Origin of the sequence: Hydrogenophaga sp., from assembly GCF_051858985.1 — a bacterium.
In the GTDB taxonomy this organism is placed as follows: Bacteria; Pseudomonadota; Gammaproteobacteria; order Burkholderiales; family Burkholderiaceae_C; genus Hydrogenophaga.
In genome coordinates this window covers 571,903-587,323 of sequence record NZ_JBHYGM010000002.1, presented here as the reverse complement: position 1 = coordinate 587,323, position 15,421 = coordinate 571,903, and the positions used below count along the sequence as shown (strand labels likewise).

Sequence of the window (15,421 nt, the reverse complement as noted above, 5' to 3'; positions counted from 1 at the left end):
CTCTCAGGCATGTGCTCAAACTGTAACCTCCCCGTTCAACGCTTTTTAGGATGAATCATGGCCAGCGACCTGATCAAACACGTTTCCGATGCGAGCTTCCAGGCCGACGTGCTCGAAGCCAAGGCACCGGTGCTGGTGGACTTCTGGGCCGAGTGGTGCGGCCCCTGCAAGATGATCGCGCCCATCCTGGATGAAGTGGCCGGCTCCTACGACGGCAAACTCAAGATCGCCAAGCTCAATGTGGACGACAACCGCGACGTGCCGGCCAAGTTCGGCATCCGCGGCATTCCGACGCTGATGCTCTTCAAGGACGGTCAGCTGGCCGCCACCAAGGTCGGCGCATTGAGCAAGGCACAGCTCACCGCCTTCCTCGATCAGCAACTGGCCTGAACGCCAGCTGTGCGGCCCGGGTGCAACGCCCGGGCTTCGTTTCACTTCCTCCCCCCGCTTTTCCTGTCATAATTTGCGCCAGCGAGCCTGACAGACGCCCGCTCTCCATCTAGCGCACCGTCCGCCACCCGGACGCCAGCGCCCCCTCCCCCGCTACTGACTCAACTCCCGCCCGGAGTGAATTCCATGCACCTCAACGAACTCAAGGCACTGCACGTGTCTGAAGTCCTCAAGCAGGCCGAAGCGCTCGAAATCGAGAACACCGGCCGCATGCGGAAACAGGAACTGATGTTTGCGATCATCAAGAAGCGCGCCAAGGGCGGCGAGCTGGTGTACGCGGACGGCGTGCTCGAGGTGCTCCCTGACGGCTTCGGTTTCCTGCGGGCGCCCGACACCAGCTACACCGCGAGCACGGACGACATCTACATCTCGCCCAGCCAGATCCGCCGCTTCAACCTGCACACGGGGGACATGATCGAGGGAGAGGTCCGGATCCCCAAGGACGGAGAACGCTATTTCGCGCTCAACAAGCTCGACAAGATCAATGGCCTGCCCCCGGAGGACAACAAGCACAAGATCATGTTCGAGAACCTGACGCCCCTGTTCCCCAAGGAGCAGATGCGTCTGGAGCGCGACATCAAGAGCGAAGAGAACATCACGGGCCGCGTGATCGACATCATTGCGCCCATTGGCCGCGGCCAGCGCGCCCTGATCGTCGCACCGCCCAAGAGCGGCAAGACCGTGATGATGCAGCACATCTGCCACGCCATCACCGCCAACCACCCCGATGTGGAGTTGATGGTGCTGCTGGTCGACGAGCGTCCTGAGGAAGTGACCGAAATGCAGCGCACGGTGCGCGGCGAGGTGATTGCCTCCACCTTTGACGAACCCGCTGCGCGCCACGTTCATGTGGCCGAAATGGTGATCGAGCGCGCCAAGCGCCTGGTCGAACTCAAAAAGGACGTCGTGATCATGCTCGACTCCATCACCCGCCTGGCACGGGCCTACAACAACGTGCTCCCCTCCAGCGGCAAGGTGCTCACGGGCGGCGTGGACGCCAACGCCCTGCAGCGACCCAAGCGCTTCTTCGGCGCTGCCCGCAAGATCGAGGAAGGCGGCTCGCTCACCATCATTGCCACCGCGCTGGTGGACACCGGCAGCCGCATGGACGAGGTGATCTTCGAAGAGTTCAAGGGCACCGGCAACTGCGAAATCCACCTGGACCGCCGCCTGTACGAAAAGCGCGTCTTCCCCTCCATCCAGCTCAATCGCAGCGGCACCCGCCGCGAGGAACTGCTCCTGCAGCCAGAGATCCTGCAGAAGACCCGGATCCTGCGCCAGTTCATGTACAACATGGACGAGATCGAAGCCATGGAGATGGTGCTCAAGAGCATGAAGTCCACGAAGAACAACTCCGAGTTCTTCGACATGATGCGTCGCGGCGGCTAAGGCTATAATCCAAGGCTTTGCAAATCGCGACAAGTACAGGGAAATGGTTTCCCTGCGGCTACCGCACCTGAACTGAAGGAACCGCCATGAAAGACGGCATTCACCCCAACTACCGCGAAGTCTGCTTCCAGGACCTCTCCAACGGCTTCAAGTTCGTGACCCGCTCCTGCGCGAACACGAAGGAGATGATCAAGATGGAAGACGGTCGCGAGCTGCCGCTGTACAAGCTGGACACCTCCAGCGAATCGCACCCTTTCTACACCGGCACGCAGAAAAGCGTGGACAACATGGGTGGCCGCGTGGAGCGTTTCCGCAACCGCTACGGCAAGACGACCGCCGCCAAGTAACCTGGTGTGCACGGGCTTCTTCATTGAAGTCCCCAGAGAAAGCAGCCCTCCGCCGGCTGCTTTTTTTTGCCTTGTAATATCCCCGCAGTGAACCAACCCACCCCCGCCATCGTCAGCCAGTCTGCGGTCAGGCGCCTGCCCCGGCTGGCGCTCTTCCTGTTCTGTGCGGCCTATGTGCTGCCCGGCTTCCTGGGTCGCGAGCCGTGGAAGAACCACGACGTGTCGGCGTTCGGCGTGATGCTGGAGATGGCGGCAGGCCACAGCGGCTGGTGGTCCCCGCAGGTCCTGGGCCTGGCGGTCGAGGAAGCCGGCCCACTGCCCTACTGGCTGGGTGCGGCGTTCATCCGGCTGTTGCCCTTCCTTTCTCCCGAGGTCGCAGTGCGCATTCCGTTTGCACTGCTGCTGGCGCTGACGCTCACCTGCACCTGGTACACGGTCTATCACCTTGCTCGCCAGCCAGCCGCCCAGCCCGTGGCGTTCGCATTTGGCGGTGAAGCCAAACCCACCGACTACGCACGCGCCCTCGCCGATGCGGGCCTGCTGGCCCTGGTGGCTTGCCTGGGCCTGGCCCAGCTGTCGCACGAGACCACCCCCGATCTCGCACGGTTGGCGCTGGTTTCCCTGATGCTGTTCTCGGCCGCCCGCCTCGCCCACGCCGGCGGGCGCCAGCCGGGCCGCACGGTCTTCGCCTGGAGTCTGGCGGCGCTGGCGCTCGTGTTCAGCGGGGCGGCCTGGATCGCCGCGCTGCTGGGCGCGGGCCTGTTGTTCGTTCTGTGGGTGGCGCGACAGGGACGCGGTTCCAGTGCACCTGAGACGGAATGGCTGCTGGAAGCGCCCGCCAGCGTTCGCGACCCGTTGCTCTGGTGCACGCTGGCGCTCGCACTGGCGCTGGTCACAGGTTGGATGACCGGGCAGATGGCTGAGCCCGCGTTGGCGAATTCGCTGGAGCAGGTGCCGTGGCGCAACTGGGGCAAGCTGCTCATCTGGTTCACCTGGCCCGCATGGCCGCTGGCGCTGTGGACGCTGTGGCGCTGGCGCCATCAGTTGCTGCGGCCACATGTGGCTTTGCCGCTCTGGGCGGTGCTGGTCAGCGCGGGCCACAGTGCCCTGGCCGACGAGCGCGACCGAGCCCTGCTGCTGGCGCTCCCGGCCATGGCGGCGCTGGCGGCCTTTGCGCTGCCCACGTTGAGGCGCAGCGTCTCGGCGCTGGTCGACTGGTTCACGCTCCTGTTCTTTTCGGGGTGTGCGCTGGTGATCTGGGTCATCTGGTTTGCCATGCAGACGGGTGTGCCGGCCAAGCCGGCTGCCAACGTGGCCAAGCTCGCTCCCGGCTTTGTTCCGGAGTTTTCCTTGCTTCTTTTTGCCTTCGGCGCACTCGCCACGGCCGGCTGGGTCTGGCTGGTGGCCTGGCGGGTGGGGAAGCACCAGCAGGCGATCTGGAAAAGCCTGATCCTTCCGGCGGCAGGCAGCACGCTCTGCTGGCTGCTCCTGATGACGCTGTGGCTTCCTTTGCTCGACTTCGGGCGCAGCTATGGCCCGATCTCTCGCGGCGTGGCTGGGCTGGTGGACCGCAAGCAGTGCGTGCTGGCCGATGGCCTGACGCAGGCGCAGACTGCCGCGTTGCAGTACCACGGCGCGCTCACGCTGGTGCGCACGGAATCGGGGTCGGGGGATGCGTGCCGCAGCCTGGTCGTGTCGCCGGACACCCAGCCCACGCTGGACACTCGTGTGGACCTCACGCAATGGGCGTTCAAGGCCACGGTGCGACGCCTCACCGACAGCAAGGAAAGCCTTCTGGTCTACCAGCGCGTCAGCCGGTGACGCGCTCGCGCACCCTCGATGCGGGCAACGCGATGACGAAGGTGGACCCCTCGCCCAGCGCACTGTGCACCTCGATGCGTCCCCCGTGGCGCTGTGCCACGTGCTTGACGATGGCCAGACCCAGGCCCGTGCCGCCGGTTTCGCGCGACCGACTTCGGTCCACCCGATAGAAGCGCTCCGTCAGGCGTGGGAGATGCTCGGCTGCAATGCCGGGGCCGGTGTCGGTGACGAAGAACTCCACCGACTCGTCTTGCCGCAGGCGCCAGCCAGCGCGAATCTGGCCACCACCAGGCGTGTAGCGCACCGCGTTGCTGAGCAGGTTCGACATGGCGCTGAGCAACTCGGTCTTCGCGCCCGAGATCCACAGATCGGGGCCTGGCACAGGCTGAACATCATGCGGCGTCTGCGCAATGGCCTGTGTGAGGCCGCGGGCCTCCTGGACGACATGGGTGAGCAGTTCCTCGCTGTCAATCCATTCGCCGGGTCCGGGCGAGGGACTACCCTCCAGGCGGGAAAGGGTGAGCAGATCGCTCACCAGCGTCTGCATCCGCTGGGCCTGCTGGCTCATCAGATCGAGGTAGCGCGAGCGGTCGGCCTCTTCCAGCGAAATGGTCTGCATGGTTTCCACGAAGCCGCTGAGCACCGTGAGCGGCGTGCGGATCTCGTGCGACACGTTGGCCACGAAGTCGCGCCGCATGGCCTCGGCCAGCTGCACGGCCGTCACGTCGCGCGTGATCATCAGCTTGCGCTTCTTGCCGTAGGGGTGGACCTGCAGGGAGATCTTGGTCGGTTGGGATGGCCTTGGCCCCGGTCCGTCAATCTGGATCTCGTGGCCGTAGTCACCACCGCCGAGATAGGCGGTGAAGGCCGGATTGCGCACCAGGTTGCGGACGTACTGGCCGAGGTCTCGCTGCGGCTCGAAGCCCAGGTGATTGGCCGCAGTCAGGTTGGACCACTCGATGCGTCCGGACGCGTCGAGCAGCACCACGCCATTGGGTGAGGCCTGGATGGCGGCGAGGAAATCCTCCAGCCGCGCGTCGCTGCTCTGCGCCTTTTTCTCGAGCTTCTTGATGAGCTTGCGGCAGCGGTCCACCATCTCGCCCCAGGTACCGCCGAGCCGGGGTGCGCGCGAGCCATCCGCCTTGGTGAGCCATCGCAGCACGCGCCGTGCACGCAACCCGTCCAGGAACGACCACGCCAGCGCACCCGCGAGTGATCCGCCAAACGTCCATCCCGCGGAATCCTGCATCCACCCCAGCACCGCTCCCAGTGCCACCAGGAGCAGCAGTTCGATCGCCCGACGGGTCATGCCGCGGGAATGGTGGCGCCTTGAGCCGGTTTCCCGGTGTTGTTCATCGCCGTGAGGCGGTAGCCCGCACCGCGCACGGTCTCGACCATGCCGGAAGCCTCGCCCAGAGATTCCCTCAATCGCTTGACATGCACGTCCACGGTTCGCTCCTCGATGAAAACATGGTCTCCCCAGACCTTGTCGAGCAGCGTACCACGGGTGTGTACCCGCTCGGCGTGCTTCATGAGGTAGTGCAGCAGCTTGAATTCGGTCGGGCCCACCTTGAGCTCGGAACCTCGGAAAGTCACGCGGTAGGTGGCCGCATCCAGTGCAAGTTCGCCCACCTGCACCGAGTCGTTCACCACCTCGGGGGCGCGTCGGCGAAGCACCGCACGGATGCGGGCCAGCAGCTCCTGGGTGGAAAAAGGCTTGGTGATGTAGTCATCGGCACCGGCATCCAGACCCTGGACCTTGTCCGACTCGTCGCTGCGCGCGGTCAGCATCAGGATGGGAATGGTCTTGGTGCGCTCGTTCTTGCGCCACTGGCGCGCCAGCGAGGCGCCACTCTCCCCCGGCAACATCCAGTCGAGCAGGATCACGTCGGGCAGCACGGCGTCCACCTCGCGCTGCGCGGCCATGCCGTCGAACACCACCGTCGGCGCGAAGCCGTTATGGCGCAGGTTGACCGCGATCAGCTCCGCGATGGAGGGTTCGTCCTCGACCACGAGGACTCGGGGAAGCTTTCTCATCCGACCACCGACTCCACTTGCGCCACCGAGGTGTGGCGCACGTCCTCGCCCTTGACGATGAAGATGATCTGCTCGGCGATGTTCTTGGCATGGTCGCCAACCCGCTCGATCGACTTGGCGAGGAACAGCAGGTCCAGGCTCGGGGAAATGGTGCGAGGGTCTTCCATCATGTAGGTGATGAGTTTGCGCAGGAAACCGTTGTACTCGGTGTCGATCTCATTGTCGCCCTTGATGATGGCCACCGCCATCGCCGTGTCCAGGCGAGCGAAGGAATCCAGTGTCTTGCGCAATAGCGCGGCCGCCAGATCGGCGGCCACACGCAGCTCGGAACTGGGCAGGTTGCGCGGAGAGCCGTTCTCGATGATGGATTTGACCATGCGGGCGATGCGGGCCACCTCGTCACCCGCGCGCTCCAGGTTCTGCGTGGTGCGGGAAATCGCCATGAGGAAGCGCAGATCGCGCGCGGTGGGTTGCCGGCGACCGATGGTGGAGATGATCTCGTGATCGATCTGCAGCTCCATCTGGTTGATGCGGTTTTCGTTCTCGATCACCTGCTCGGCCGATTCCATGCTCATGTGCACCAGGGCATAGACCGCCTGGTGAAGCTGCGATTCGACCAGGCCGCCCATCTCGAGCACCTGCGTCGAGATGGAGTTCAGTTCGGCATCGAACTGGCTGGAGATGTGTTTGTCGCTCATGGAGGTGTCTCTCGTGTGGACCTGGATCAGCCGAAGCGTCCGGTGATGTAGTCTTCAGTCTCGGTCTTGGCGGGTTTGAAGAAGATCTGTTCGGTCGTGCCGAATTCGATCAGTTCCCCCAGGTACATGTAGGCGGTGTAGTCGCTGCAACGCGCTGCCTGCTGCATGTTGTGCGTGACGATGGCGATGGTGTAGTCCTGCTTGAGCTCGTGCACCAGTTCCTCGACCTTGCCTGTGGAAATGGGGTCCAGCGCGGAGGTGGGTTCATCGAGCAGCAGGACCGAAGGCTTGACGGCCACACTGCGCGCGATGCACAGGCGTTGCTGCTGCCCGCCTGAAAGCGAGAGCCCGCTCTGGTGGAGCTTGTCCTTGACCTCTTTCCAGAGTGCCGCTTTCGACAGCGCCCACTCCACCCGCTCTTCCATGTCGTTCTTGTCGAGGTTTTCGTAGAGCTTCACGCCGAAGGCGATGTTGTCGTAGATCGACATGGGAAACGGCGTGGGCTTCTGGAACACCATGCCGATGCGGGCACGCAGCAGGTTGATGTCCTGCTTCGCGTCCAGAATGTCCTGGCCGTAAAACAGGATCTGCCCCTCGGCGCGCTGGCCCGGGTACAGGCTGTACATGCGGTTGAGCGTGCGCAACAGCGTCGACTTGCCACAACCCGAGGGGCCGATGAAGGCCGTGACCTTGCGTTCCTCGATGTTCATGTTCACGTTCTTCAAGCCCTGGAACTTGCCGTAGAAGAAGCTCAGGTTGCGGAGTTCGAGCGCGTTGCGCGTGGCCGGCTTCTCTGCGGGCCGGGTGGCGATTTCGGGCATGGTCATGTCCATGGCAGTGGTGTTTCCAGGTTGAGGGGTTGGAGGCGGTCAGTTCGGCGATTTTTCGCGCAGGAACACGCGCGCCACGATATTGAGCACCAGCACGGACAGGGTGATGAGCAGGGCGCCCCCCCAGGCCAGGCGGATCCAGTTGTCGTACGGGCTGAGCGCGAACTGGAAGATCACCACAGGCAGGTTGGCCATGGGCGCGCCCATGTCGGTGCTGAAGAACTGGTTGTTCAGTGCCGTGAACAGCAGCGGCGCGGTCTCACCGCTGATGCGGGCCACGGCCAGCAGCAGGCCGGTCATGACGCCACTGCGGGCGGCGCGCAGCGTGACCATGGTGGCCACCTTCCAGCGCGGAGCGCCTAGGGCGAAAGCCGCCTCGCGCAGGCTGCCGGGGACCAGACGCAGCATGTTCTCGGTGGTTCGCACGACCACCGGCACGGCAATCAGCGAAAGCGCCAGGCTCCCCGCCCACCCGGAGAAATTGCCCACGGTGGCCACCGCAATGGCATAAACGAAGAGGCCCAGCACGATGGAGGGCGCCGACAGCATGATGTCGGTGACGAAACGGGTGAGTTCGGCGGTCTTGCTCTGATCGCCGTATTCGGCCAGGTAGACACCGGCCAGGATCCCGATGGGCGTGGAGACCAGCACCGAGAAGCCGACCATCATCAAACTGCCCACGATGGCGTTGGCCAGACCCCCGCCCTCGCTGCCGGGCGCCGGCGTGGACTGGGTGAACATGTTCCAGTCCAGCGCCTTGAAGCCGTTGGTGAACAGGACGGTCAGGATCCAGAGCAGCACCACGAGGCCGAGCACCATGGCGCCCATGGACAGCGTGAGGCCCACCGCGTTGGACCGCTGGCGCTTCTTGTAGAGAGAGTGATTGAATTCCATGGGATCTGACCTCACAGGCCTTTGGCCTTCTCGGCCCGCATCAGCATGATCTTGGCCGCCGACAGCACGAGGAAGGTGATGACGAACAGCAGGAAGCCCAGCGCGAACAGCGTGGAGAGGTGGAAGTCGGCCGCTTCACCGAATTCGTTGGCCAGCGTGGAGGCAATGGAAGTGCCGGGCGAGAACAACGAGGTGGGCATACGGTTGGCGTTGCCGATCACGAACGTCACGGCCATCGTCTCGCCCAGGGCGCGGCCCAGGCCCAGCATGATGCCGCCGATGACGCCCTTCTGGGTGTAGGGCAGCACCACGCGTCGCACCACCTCCCAGGTGGTGCATCCCAGACCGTAGGCCGACTCGCGCAGGATGGGCGGCACGATCTCGAACACATCACGCATCACGGCGGCCACGAAGGGCAACACCATGAAGGCCAGCACGATGCCGGCGGCCAGGATGCCGAAGCCGTTGGTGCTGCCGCCGAACAGGAAGCCCACCAGCGGCATGCCGCCCAGGAGCTGCTGCACCGGCATCTGGAAATAGTCGGCAAAGAGCGGCGCAAAGACAAACAGGCCGAACATGCCGTAGATGATGGAGGGGACCGCCGCCAGGAGCTCGACGGCCGTGCCCAGAGGACGACGCAACCACACGGGGCACGTCTCGGTGAGGAACAGCGCAATGCCGAACGCGAGCGGAACCGCGATCAGCAATGCGATGCCGGCGCTGGCCAGCGTGCCGACGATGGCGATGGCCGCGCCGAATTCTTCATTGATGATGTCCCACTCGACACGCCAGATGAATTCGAAACCGAACTTCTGGAAAGTGGGCCAGGCGTTGATGAACAGCGAAACGATGATGCCCAGCAAGGCCACCAGCACCAGCAGCGAAAACGCCTGGGTGAGGCGATGGAACACCACGTCTTCAAAACGCTGGCGTCTGGCGATCGACGCCATGTTCGGGTTGTCCAGTTGGATGGACACGGGCTGCTGGCTCATGGTGGTTCCCACGGTCATATGGACTCCCGGCTCGGTTCTACCGACCCTGGAAACGCCCCGCCGATCATGTCCGGCAGGGCATTCCCGGGTAGCGTGCCTTACTTGGCGATCTGCGTCCAGACCTTGGAGCGGATCTCGGCGGTCAGCGAATCAGGCAGCGGCACGTAATCCAGTTCGGCGGCGTGGCCCTTGCCGTTCTTGAAAGCCCAGTCGAAGAACTTCAGCACTTCGGCGGACTGAGCCTTGTCGGCCGGATCCTTGTACATCAGGATGAACGAGGCGGTGCTCACGGGCCAGCTGTCGGCACCCTTGGCATTCACCATGGAGATGCCCATGCCCGGTGCGCTGAACCAGTCTGCACCGGCGGCGGCGGCGGCGAAGGCCTTGTCGTCGGGGCTGACGTACTTGCCAGCGGCGTTCTGCAGCTGCAGGAAATTCATGTTGTTCTTCTTCACGTAGGCGTATTCCACGTAGCCGATCGCGCCCTTGACGCGGTTGACGTTGGCGGCCACGCCTTCGTTGCCCTTGCCGCCGACGGAGGAAGCGGCAGGCCACTTCACGGCGGCGCCCTTGCCCACCGTGTCGGCCCATTCCTTGCTGACGGCGGTCAGGTAGTCGGTCCAGTTGAAGGTGGTACCCGAACCATCGGCGCGGTGCACCACCGTGATGTTGGCGTCCGGCAGGGTCTTGCCCGGGTTCAGGGCGACGAGCTTGGGGTCGTTCCACTTGGCGATCTTGCCGAGGAACATTTCGGCGAGCACGGGGCCGGTCACGCGCAGTTCACCGGGCTTGAAGCCTTCAAGGTTGATCACCGGGACGGTGCCGCCAATGATGGCGGGGAACTGGACCATGCCGTCCTTGTCCAGGTCGGCGCCGGACACGGGAGCGTCCGTTGCACCGAACGCCACGGTTTTGGCGCGAATCTGGCGGATGCCGCCGGAGGAGCCGATCGACTGGTAGTTCAGGCCGGTGCCGGTTTCCTTCTTGTAGGCTTCGGCCCACTTGGCGTAGATGGGGAACGGGAACGTGGCGCCTGCGCCGGTGATGTCGGCGGCCAGGGCCGAGCCCATGCCGGCGGTTGCGATGGCGGCGGCTGCCACGGTCTTGAGGAAAGTGCGTTTGGTGAACATTCGAGACTCCTTGCGGTTGGAAAGGGAACAGAAAGGACTCTAGGCAGGCAATGTGACAACGCCGTGACAGCAGCCGTCTGTCACGAAACCGCGGTGTGGGCGATCCTGCGGTGGACGCTGGCGGCCATGCGTCACAATTCGGGCCTGAATCTGTCGAAAACCTGCATCCCATGGGCCCCTGGTGGCCCAACCAGCCCGCCTCGCATGCAAAACGGAACCCTCCTCGCCGCCATCGACCTTGGCTCCAACAGCTTTCGCCTGGAGATCGGCCGCTACCACTCAGGGCACATCGAGCGCATCGAGTACCTCAAGGAAACCGTGCGCCAGGGCAGCGGGCTCGACGAAGACAAGTTGCTCAGTCAGGCGGCCATGGAGCGCGGCTGGGAGTGCCTGGCGCGGTTCGCCGAACGCCTGCACGGCTTCAAGAAGCAGCAGGTGCGCGCCGTGGCCACGCAGACCCTGCGCGAAGCGAAGAACCGGGACGAATTCCTCCGCCATGCCCAGGCCATCCTCGGCTTTTCCATCGATGTCGTCTCGGGCTACGAAGAAGCTCGCCTGATTTACCAGGGCGTCTCCCGGCTGCTGCCCCATTCGGACGAAAAGCGCCTGGTGGTCGATATTGGCGGGCGGTCCACCGAAATGATCCTGGGCGAAGGCTACCGGGCGCGCACCATGGAGTCGTACCGCCTGGGCAGCGTGGCCTGGTCGAACCGGTATTTCCCGCGTGGACAGTTCAGTGCAGCCGCCTTCAAGACGGCCGAAGTGGCCGCCAAGGCCGTGATCGACGACGCGCTGGACAAATTCCCGCCTTCCGAATGGAACGTGGCCTACGGCTCCTCGGGTACCGTGGGTGCGGTTGCCGACATGCTGGGCGCCAATGGCTGGGCCACAGGCCTGATCACGCGCTCGGGGCTCGACTGGCTGGTCGAACGCATGATCCGCTTCGGCAGTTCGGATCAGATGCGCCTGGAAGGCCTGAAGGACGACCGGCGTCCCGTGATCGGTGGCGGGGTCAGCGTCCTGCGCGCGATCTTCGACCTGTTCGACATCCAGCAGATGGTGCCCGCGCAGGGTGCGCTGCGTCACGGCGCCCTGTACGACCTCATCGACCGCGACACCGATGGTGGCGACGTGCGCGAGCGCACCGTGCTGTGGCTGGCCAACCGCTTTTCTGCCGACGACGCGCAGGGCAAGCGCGTGAGCGACGTCAGCACGGCTCTCTTCTCCCAGATCGCCGCGCTGGATGCGCAAAACGAACGCTATTCGCAGAAGCTGGCCTGGGCCGCGCGACTGCATGAGATTGGCACGCACATCTCGCACGAGCGCTCCCACCACCACGGCGCCTACATCCTGGACAACGTGGACGCACGCGGTTTTTCATTGCCCGAGCTGCACCGCATGAGCCAGCTCGTGCTGGGCCAGCGCGGCAAACTCCGCAAGCTGGAGGAATCCCTGCAGGACGAGCTCTTTGCCAAACAGCTCATGGCCTTGCGTCTGGCGGTGCTGCTGTGCCATGCGCGCCAGAAGCCGGAGTACGAATCCGTCAAGCTCAGCTACAAGCCCAAGGCCTTCAAGCTCGCCACCAATCCAGGCTGGGCGCGGCGCTACCCGCAGTCGGCATGGCTGCTCGGCGAGGAGGTTCTGGCCTGGCAGAAGACCGCTTGGAAATTCACGGCAGACATCCGCTGAAGGCCTCACCGTCACGCCGCTGACACACGATTGTCACAATCGTATAAACCGTATATACGGTTTAAAATTTCGGGCTTCACAACCACCAACGGAGTCCATTCATGGCCAGTCAGAGCAGCAAGAGCAGCCCCAAGAAACCCAAGCTGGTGCGCGACAGCTTCACCATCCCCAAGACCGAGTTCGTCGCCATCGACGCCCTCAAGTCGCGTGCGATTTCGTTGGGTACCAGCGTGAAGAAGAGCGAATTGCTGCGCGCTGGGCTGATGGTGCTCAAGGGCCTGAGCGATGCCGCTTACAAGGCCGCCCTCACCGCCGTTCCCACACTCAAGACGGGTCGTCCCACCGGGGCCGACAAACCCGCGAAGGCGGCTCCGGCCAAGACGGCAAGCACGCCGACCAAGGCCACGCCCAAGCCGGCTGTGAAGCGGGCCGTCAAGGCCGCGGTGAAGGTCGGAGCCACACGAAAGCCCGCCGCCAAAGCGCCAGCCAAGGCACCCGCAAGGAAAGTGGCGGCGAAGAAAACCGTGGCGAAGAAGGCCGCAACGCCGGTCGGCAAACCGGCCTGAGGGGGCTCGACTCAGATCAGTTCGGGTGTCTGCACCGTGACAACCACGGTCTGACCGAGGGTGCCGCGCTCGCGGTGTCGCAACCACCACACAGCGCCCTTCTTCACCGAGCAGTCGTCTTCCTGCAGCCCCAGCAGGCGGGCCACCACGCGACCAAGCGTGGGTTGGTGACCGACCACGACCATGGGCGACTTGCCCGTGGGCCATTGCACCAGGTCCAGCAAGGCCTGCGGATGGGCTTCGGGCGCGAGGGACTCGCTCAGCTTGAACTTGCGCCCCAGCGCCAGGGCGGTCTGCTCGCAGCGCTGTGCCGGACTGGTCCAGATGCGCGCGCCGTCGGGCAGCTGTCGATCCAGCCAGGCGGCCATGCGTGCAGCCTGCTTCTCGCCACGCGAAGTCAGGCGGCGCGCGAGGTCAGCGGCATCCCCCGGCCGCCCCAGCAGAAGATCGGGATGATCCTGGGCCTCGGCATGCCGCCACAGAATCAAGTCCATGGTCAGCCTTTGGTGCCGTAGCGCGCCATCAGGCTGACCTGCGCCGAGTGCAGCACGGCAGCACGTTGGCGACCGCCATTGGGTTGGCCCGCCGGCACATAGCGCCCATCGGGCTGCAAGAGCCAAGCGTCCTTGGTGTCGTGAAGGTAGGCCGAGAGGCACTCGTCCATGATGCGGTGGCGCAGCGACGCGTCGGTCACGGGCCAGGCGAGCTCGATGCGCCGCAACATGTTGCGGTTCATCCAGTCGGCACTGGAGAGCCAGAGCTCCTCGACTTCACCCATGCGGAAATAGAACACCCGCGAATGCTCCAGCAGTCGCCCGATCACCGATCGGATGCGCACGTTGTCGGTGACACCGGGCACTTGCGCGGGCAGGATGCACGCGCCGCGAACAATCAGGTCGATCTTCACACCTTGTTGTGAAGCCAGGGCCAGCGCGCGCGCCATCGGCTCGTCGGTCAGCGCGTTCATCTTGAGGATGATGCGAGCGTCTTTGCCGGCTTTGGCTGCCACGCCCGCCGCCTCGACTTTGTCGAGCATGGCCTTGTGCAGATGGAAAGGCGCAATGAGCGCCCTGTTGAGTTTGGGCAGGCGGTTCTGGCTGGCCAGATGCAGGAAGATCTGCTCGAGGTCGGCGGTGAGCGCGTCGTCGGCCGTGAGGTAGCTCAGGTCGGTGTAAAGGCGCGAGGTGCCCGGGTTGTAGTTGCCCGTGGAGAGGTGAGCGTAACGGCGCAAGCCACCCGCCTCGCGGCGCGTGACGAGCAGCATCTTGGCGTGCGTCTTGAGGCCCACCACGCCATACACCACCTGCGCTCCGACGGACTCAAGGCGCTCGGCATAGTTGATGTTGGCCTCTTCGTCGAAGCGCGCCTTGAGCTCCACCACGGCGGTGACTTCCTTGCCACGGCGCACCGCCTCGCGCAGCAGGTTCATGAGCTCGGACTTGGCGCCGGTGCGGTAGATCGTCTGCTTGATGGCAAGCACGTCCGGGTCTTCCACCGCCTCGCGCAGGAAACCCAGCACCGCGTCAAAGCTTTCGTAGGGCTGGTGGATCAGCACGTCGCCCTGGCGCAACCGTTCGAAATACGACTGTCCCGGCGTGAGCTGAAGCGGCCAGCCGGCGTGGTAGGTCTCGAAGCGCAGCGCTGGCGCATCCACGTTGTCGATGAGCTGGTTCAGGCGCACCAGGTTCACCGGCCCGGGCACGCGGTAAAGCGCCAGTTCAGGAAGACCGAACTGCTCGAGCAGGAAACTGGAGAGGTAAGGCGAGCAGCCAGCGGACACTTCCAGCCGCAGCGCCTGGCCATAGTGCCGCTGCTGGAGCCCCTTTCGCAGCGCGGTGCGCAGGTTCTTGACCTCTTCCTCGTCCACCGCGAGGTCCGAATGCCGGGTGACGCGGAACTGCGAAAATTCGGTGACCTGGCGCCCGGGAAACAGATCGCCCAGGTGGGAGCGGATGAGGCTGGAAATGGACACGAAATGCGTCTGTTTCGACCCCTTGACCGGCGGCATGCGGAAGAACCGCGGCAAGATGCGCGGCACTTTCACGATGGCAATTTCATTCTCGCGACCGAAGGCGTCCTTGCCCGTGAGCCGGACGATGAAGTTGAGCGACTTGTTGGCCACTTGCGGGAACGGGTGCGCCGGGTCGAGCCCCACGGGCATGAGCAGGGGCTGCACTTCCTTGATGAAGAACTCCTTCACCCAGCGGCGCTGGCGTGCGTTTCGCTCGCCGTGTGAGATCAGCTTGATGCCCTTTTTCTCCAGCAGCGGCAGGAGCTCTTCGTTGTAGATGGCGTACTGCTGCGCCACCAGGGCATGCACCTGGGTGGCGAGGTCCTCGAACGTCTGGGTGGTGTAGAGACCGCGCTGCTCGTTGGCCTTGGCCGCGGTGAGATGGGGCGCCACGCGCACCTCGAAAAACTCATCCAGGTTGCTGGAGACAATGCTCAGGTAGCGCAGACGCTCGAGCAAGGGCACATCGGTCCGGCGTGCCCAGTCCATGACACGTTCGTTGAAAGCCAGGATGCTGTGGTCACGGTCAAGCAGGGGAAGCTTCTGCTGGGGGGAGTTTCCGCTCAT

15 protein-coding genes are annotated in these 15,421 nt (G+C 64.3%); 6 read left to right on the top strand and 9 right to left on the bottom strand.

The window, feature by feature from the left end:
* Positions 1 to 57: 57 nt before the first annotated feature.
* From trxA to ACTIEY_RS09230, 4 genes are all read left to right on the top strand, one after another.
* Entirely contained in the window at positions 58 to 390 is a 333-nt protein-coding gene (trxA, locus tag ACTIEY_RS09245; RefSeq protein WP_086123884.1) for a thioredoxin TrxA, read from the top strand.
* A 186-nt stretch (positions 391 to 576) separates the two neighbouring features.
* Positions 577 to 1,839 carry a transcription termination factor Rho gene (rho, locus tag ACTIEY_RS09240; RefSeq protein WP_439518813.1) on the top strand — a complete coding sequence of 421 codons (1,263 nt, stop codon included), beginning with the start codon at positions 577 to 579 and terminating at the stop codon, positions 1,837 to 1,839.
* Between the two features lie 86 nt (positions 1,840 to 1,925).
* Positions 1,926 to 2,186, top strand: coding sequence for a type B 50S ribosomal protein L31 (locus tag ACTIEY_RS09235; RefSeq protein ID WP_439518812.1), 261 nt, complete (start codon positions 1,926 to 1,928; stop codon positions 2,184 to 2,186).
* Between the two features lie 87 nt (positions 2,187 to 2,273).
* A complete protein-coding gene (locus tag ACTIEY_RS09230; RefSeq protein WP_439518811.1) occupies positions 2,274 to 4,007 on the top strand; it encodes a hypothetical protein in 1,734 nt (577 codons plus the stop codon).
* Here the strand turns inward: ACTIEY_RS09230 and phoR are convergent.
* From phoR to pstS, 7 genes are all read right to left on the bottom strand, one after another.
* Positions 3,997 to 5,316 carry a phosphate regulon sensor histidine kinase PhoR gene (gene phoR, locus ACTIEY_RS09225; protein ID WP_439518810.1) on the bottom strand — a complete coding sequence of 440 codons (1,320 nt, stop codon included), beginning with the start codon at positions 5,314 to 5,316 and terminating at the stop codon, positions 3,997 to 3,999. The two genes, ACTIEY_RS09230 and phoR, sit on opposite strands and share 11 nt — an antisense overlap.
* Complete coding sequence (phoB, locus tag ACTIEY_RS09220; RefSeq protein WP_439518809.1) at positions 5,313 to 6,044, bottom strand: phosphate regulon transcriptional regulator PhoB; 732 nt, start codon at positions 6,042 to 6,044, stop codon at positions 5,313 to 5,315. The genes phoR and phoB overlap by 4 nt, the downstream gene beginning before the upstream one ends.
* Positions 6,041 to 6,742: a phosphate signaling complex protein PhoU gene (gene phoU / locus ACTIEY_RS09215; RefSeq protein WP_439518808.1), complete on the bottom strand. Its 702-nt coding sequence runs from the start codon at positions 6,740 to 6,742 to the stop codon at positions 6,041 to 6,043. The genes phoB and phoU overlap by 4 nt, the downstream gene beginning before the upstream one ends.
* Before the next feature lie 26 nt (positions 6,743 to 6,768).
* Positions 6,769 to 7,563, bottom strand: coding sequence for a phosphate ABC transporter ATP-binding protein PstB (gene pstB, locus ACTIEY_RS09210; protein ID WP_439518807.1), 795 nt, complete (start codon positions 7,561 to 7,563; stop codon positions 6,769 to 6,771).
* 48 nt (positions 7,564 to 7,611) lie between these two features.
* Positions 7,612 to 8,466, bottom strand: coding sequence for a phosphate ABC transporter permease PstA (gene pstA / locus ACTIEY_RS09205; protein ID WP_439518806.1), 855 nt, complete (start codon positions 8,464 to 8,466; stop codon positions 7,612 to 7,614).
* 11 nt (positions 8,467 to 8,477) lie between these two features.
* A complete protein-coding gene (gene pstC, locus ACTIEY_RS09200) occupies positions 8,478 to 9,458 on the bottom strand; it encodes a phosphate ABC transporter permease subunit PstC (protein ID WP_439518805.1) in 981 nt (326 codons plus the stop codon).
* Between the two features lie 98 nt (positions 9,459 to 9,556).
* On the bottom strand, positions 9,557 to 10,588 hold the full coding sequence (gene pstS / locus ACTIEY_RS09195) for a phosphate ABC transporter substrate-binding protein PstS (protein WP_439518804.1): 1,032 nt from the start codon (positions 10,586 to 10,588) through the stop codon (positions 9,557 to 9,559).
* A gap of 204 nt (positions 10,589 to 10,792) precedes the next feature.
* On the opposite strand from pstS, the gene ppx reads away from it, so the two are divergent.
* Entirely contained in the window at positions 10,793 to 12,277 is a 1,485-nt protein-coding gene (ppx, locus tag ACTIEY_RS09190; protein ID WP_439518803.1) for an exopolyphosphatase, read from the top strand.
* Between the two features lie 101 nt (positions 12,278 to 12,378).
* Entirely contained in the window at positions 12,379 to 12,843 is a 465-nt protein-coding gene (locus ACTIEY_RS09185; RefSeq protein ID WP_439518802.1) for a hypothetical protein, read from the top strand.
* Between the two features lie 11 nt (positions 12,844 to 12,854).
* On the opposite strand, the gene ACTIEY_RS09180 is transcribed toward ACTIEY_RS09185, so the two are convergent.
* Together ACTIEY_RS09180 and ppk1 are read right to left on the bottom strand one after the other, a co-directional pair.
* The gene (locus ACTIEY_RS09180; RefSeq protein ID WP_439518801.1) at positions 12,855 to 13,337 is read right to left on the bottom strand and encodes a SixA phosphatase family protein; all 483 of its coding nucleotides are present in this window, start codon (positions 13,335 to 13,337) and stop codon (positions 12,855 to 12,857) included.
* 2 nt (positions 13,338 to 13,339) lie between these two features.
* Positions 13,340 to 15,421: a polyphosphate kinase 1 gene (gene ppk1 / locus ACTIEY_RS09175; protein WP_439518800.1), complete on the bottom strand. Its 2,082-nt coding sequence runs from the start codon at positions 15,419 to 15,421 to the stop codon at positions 13,340 to 13,342.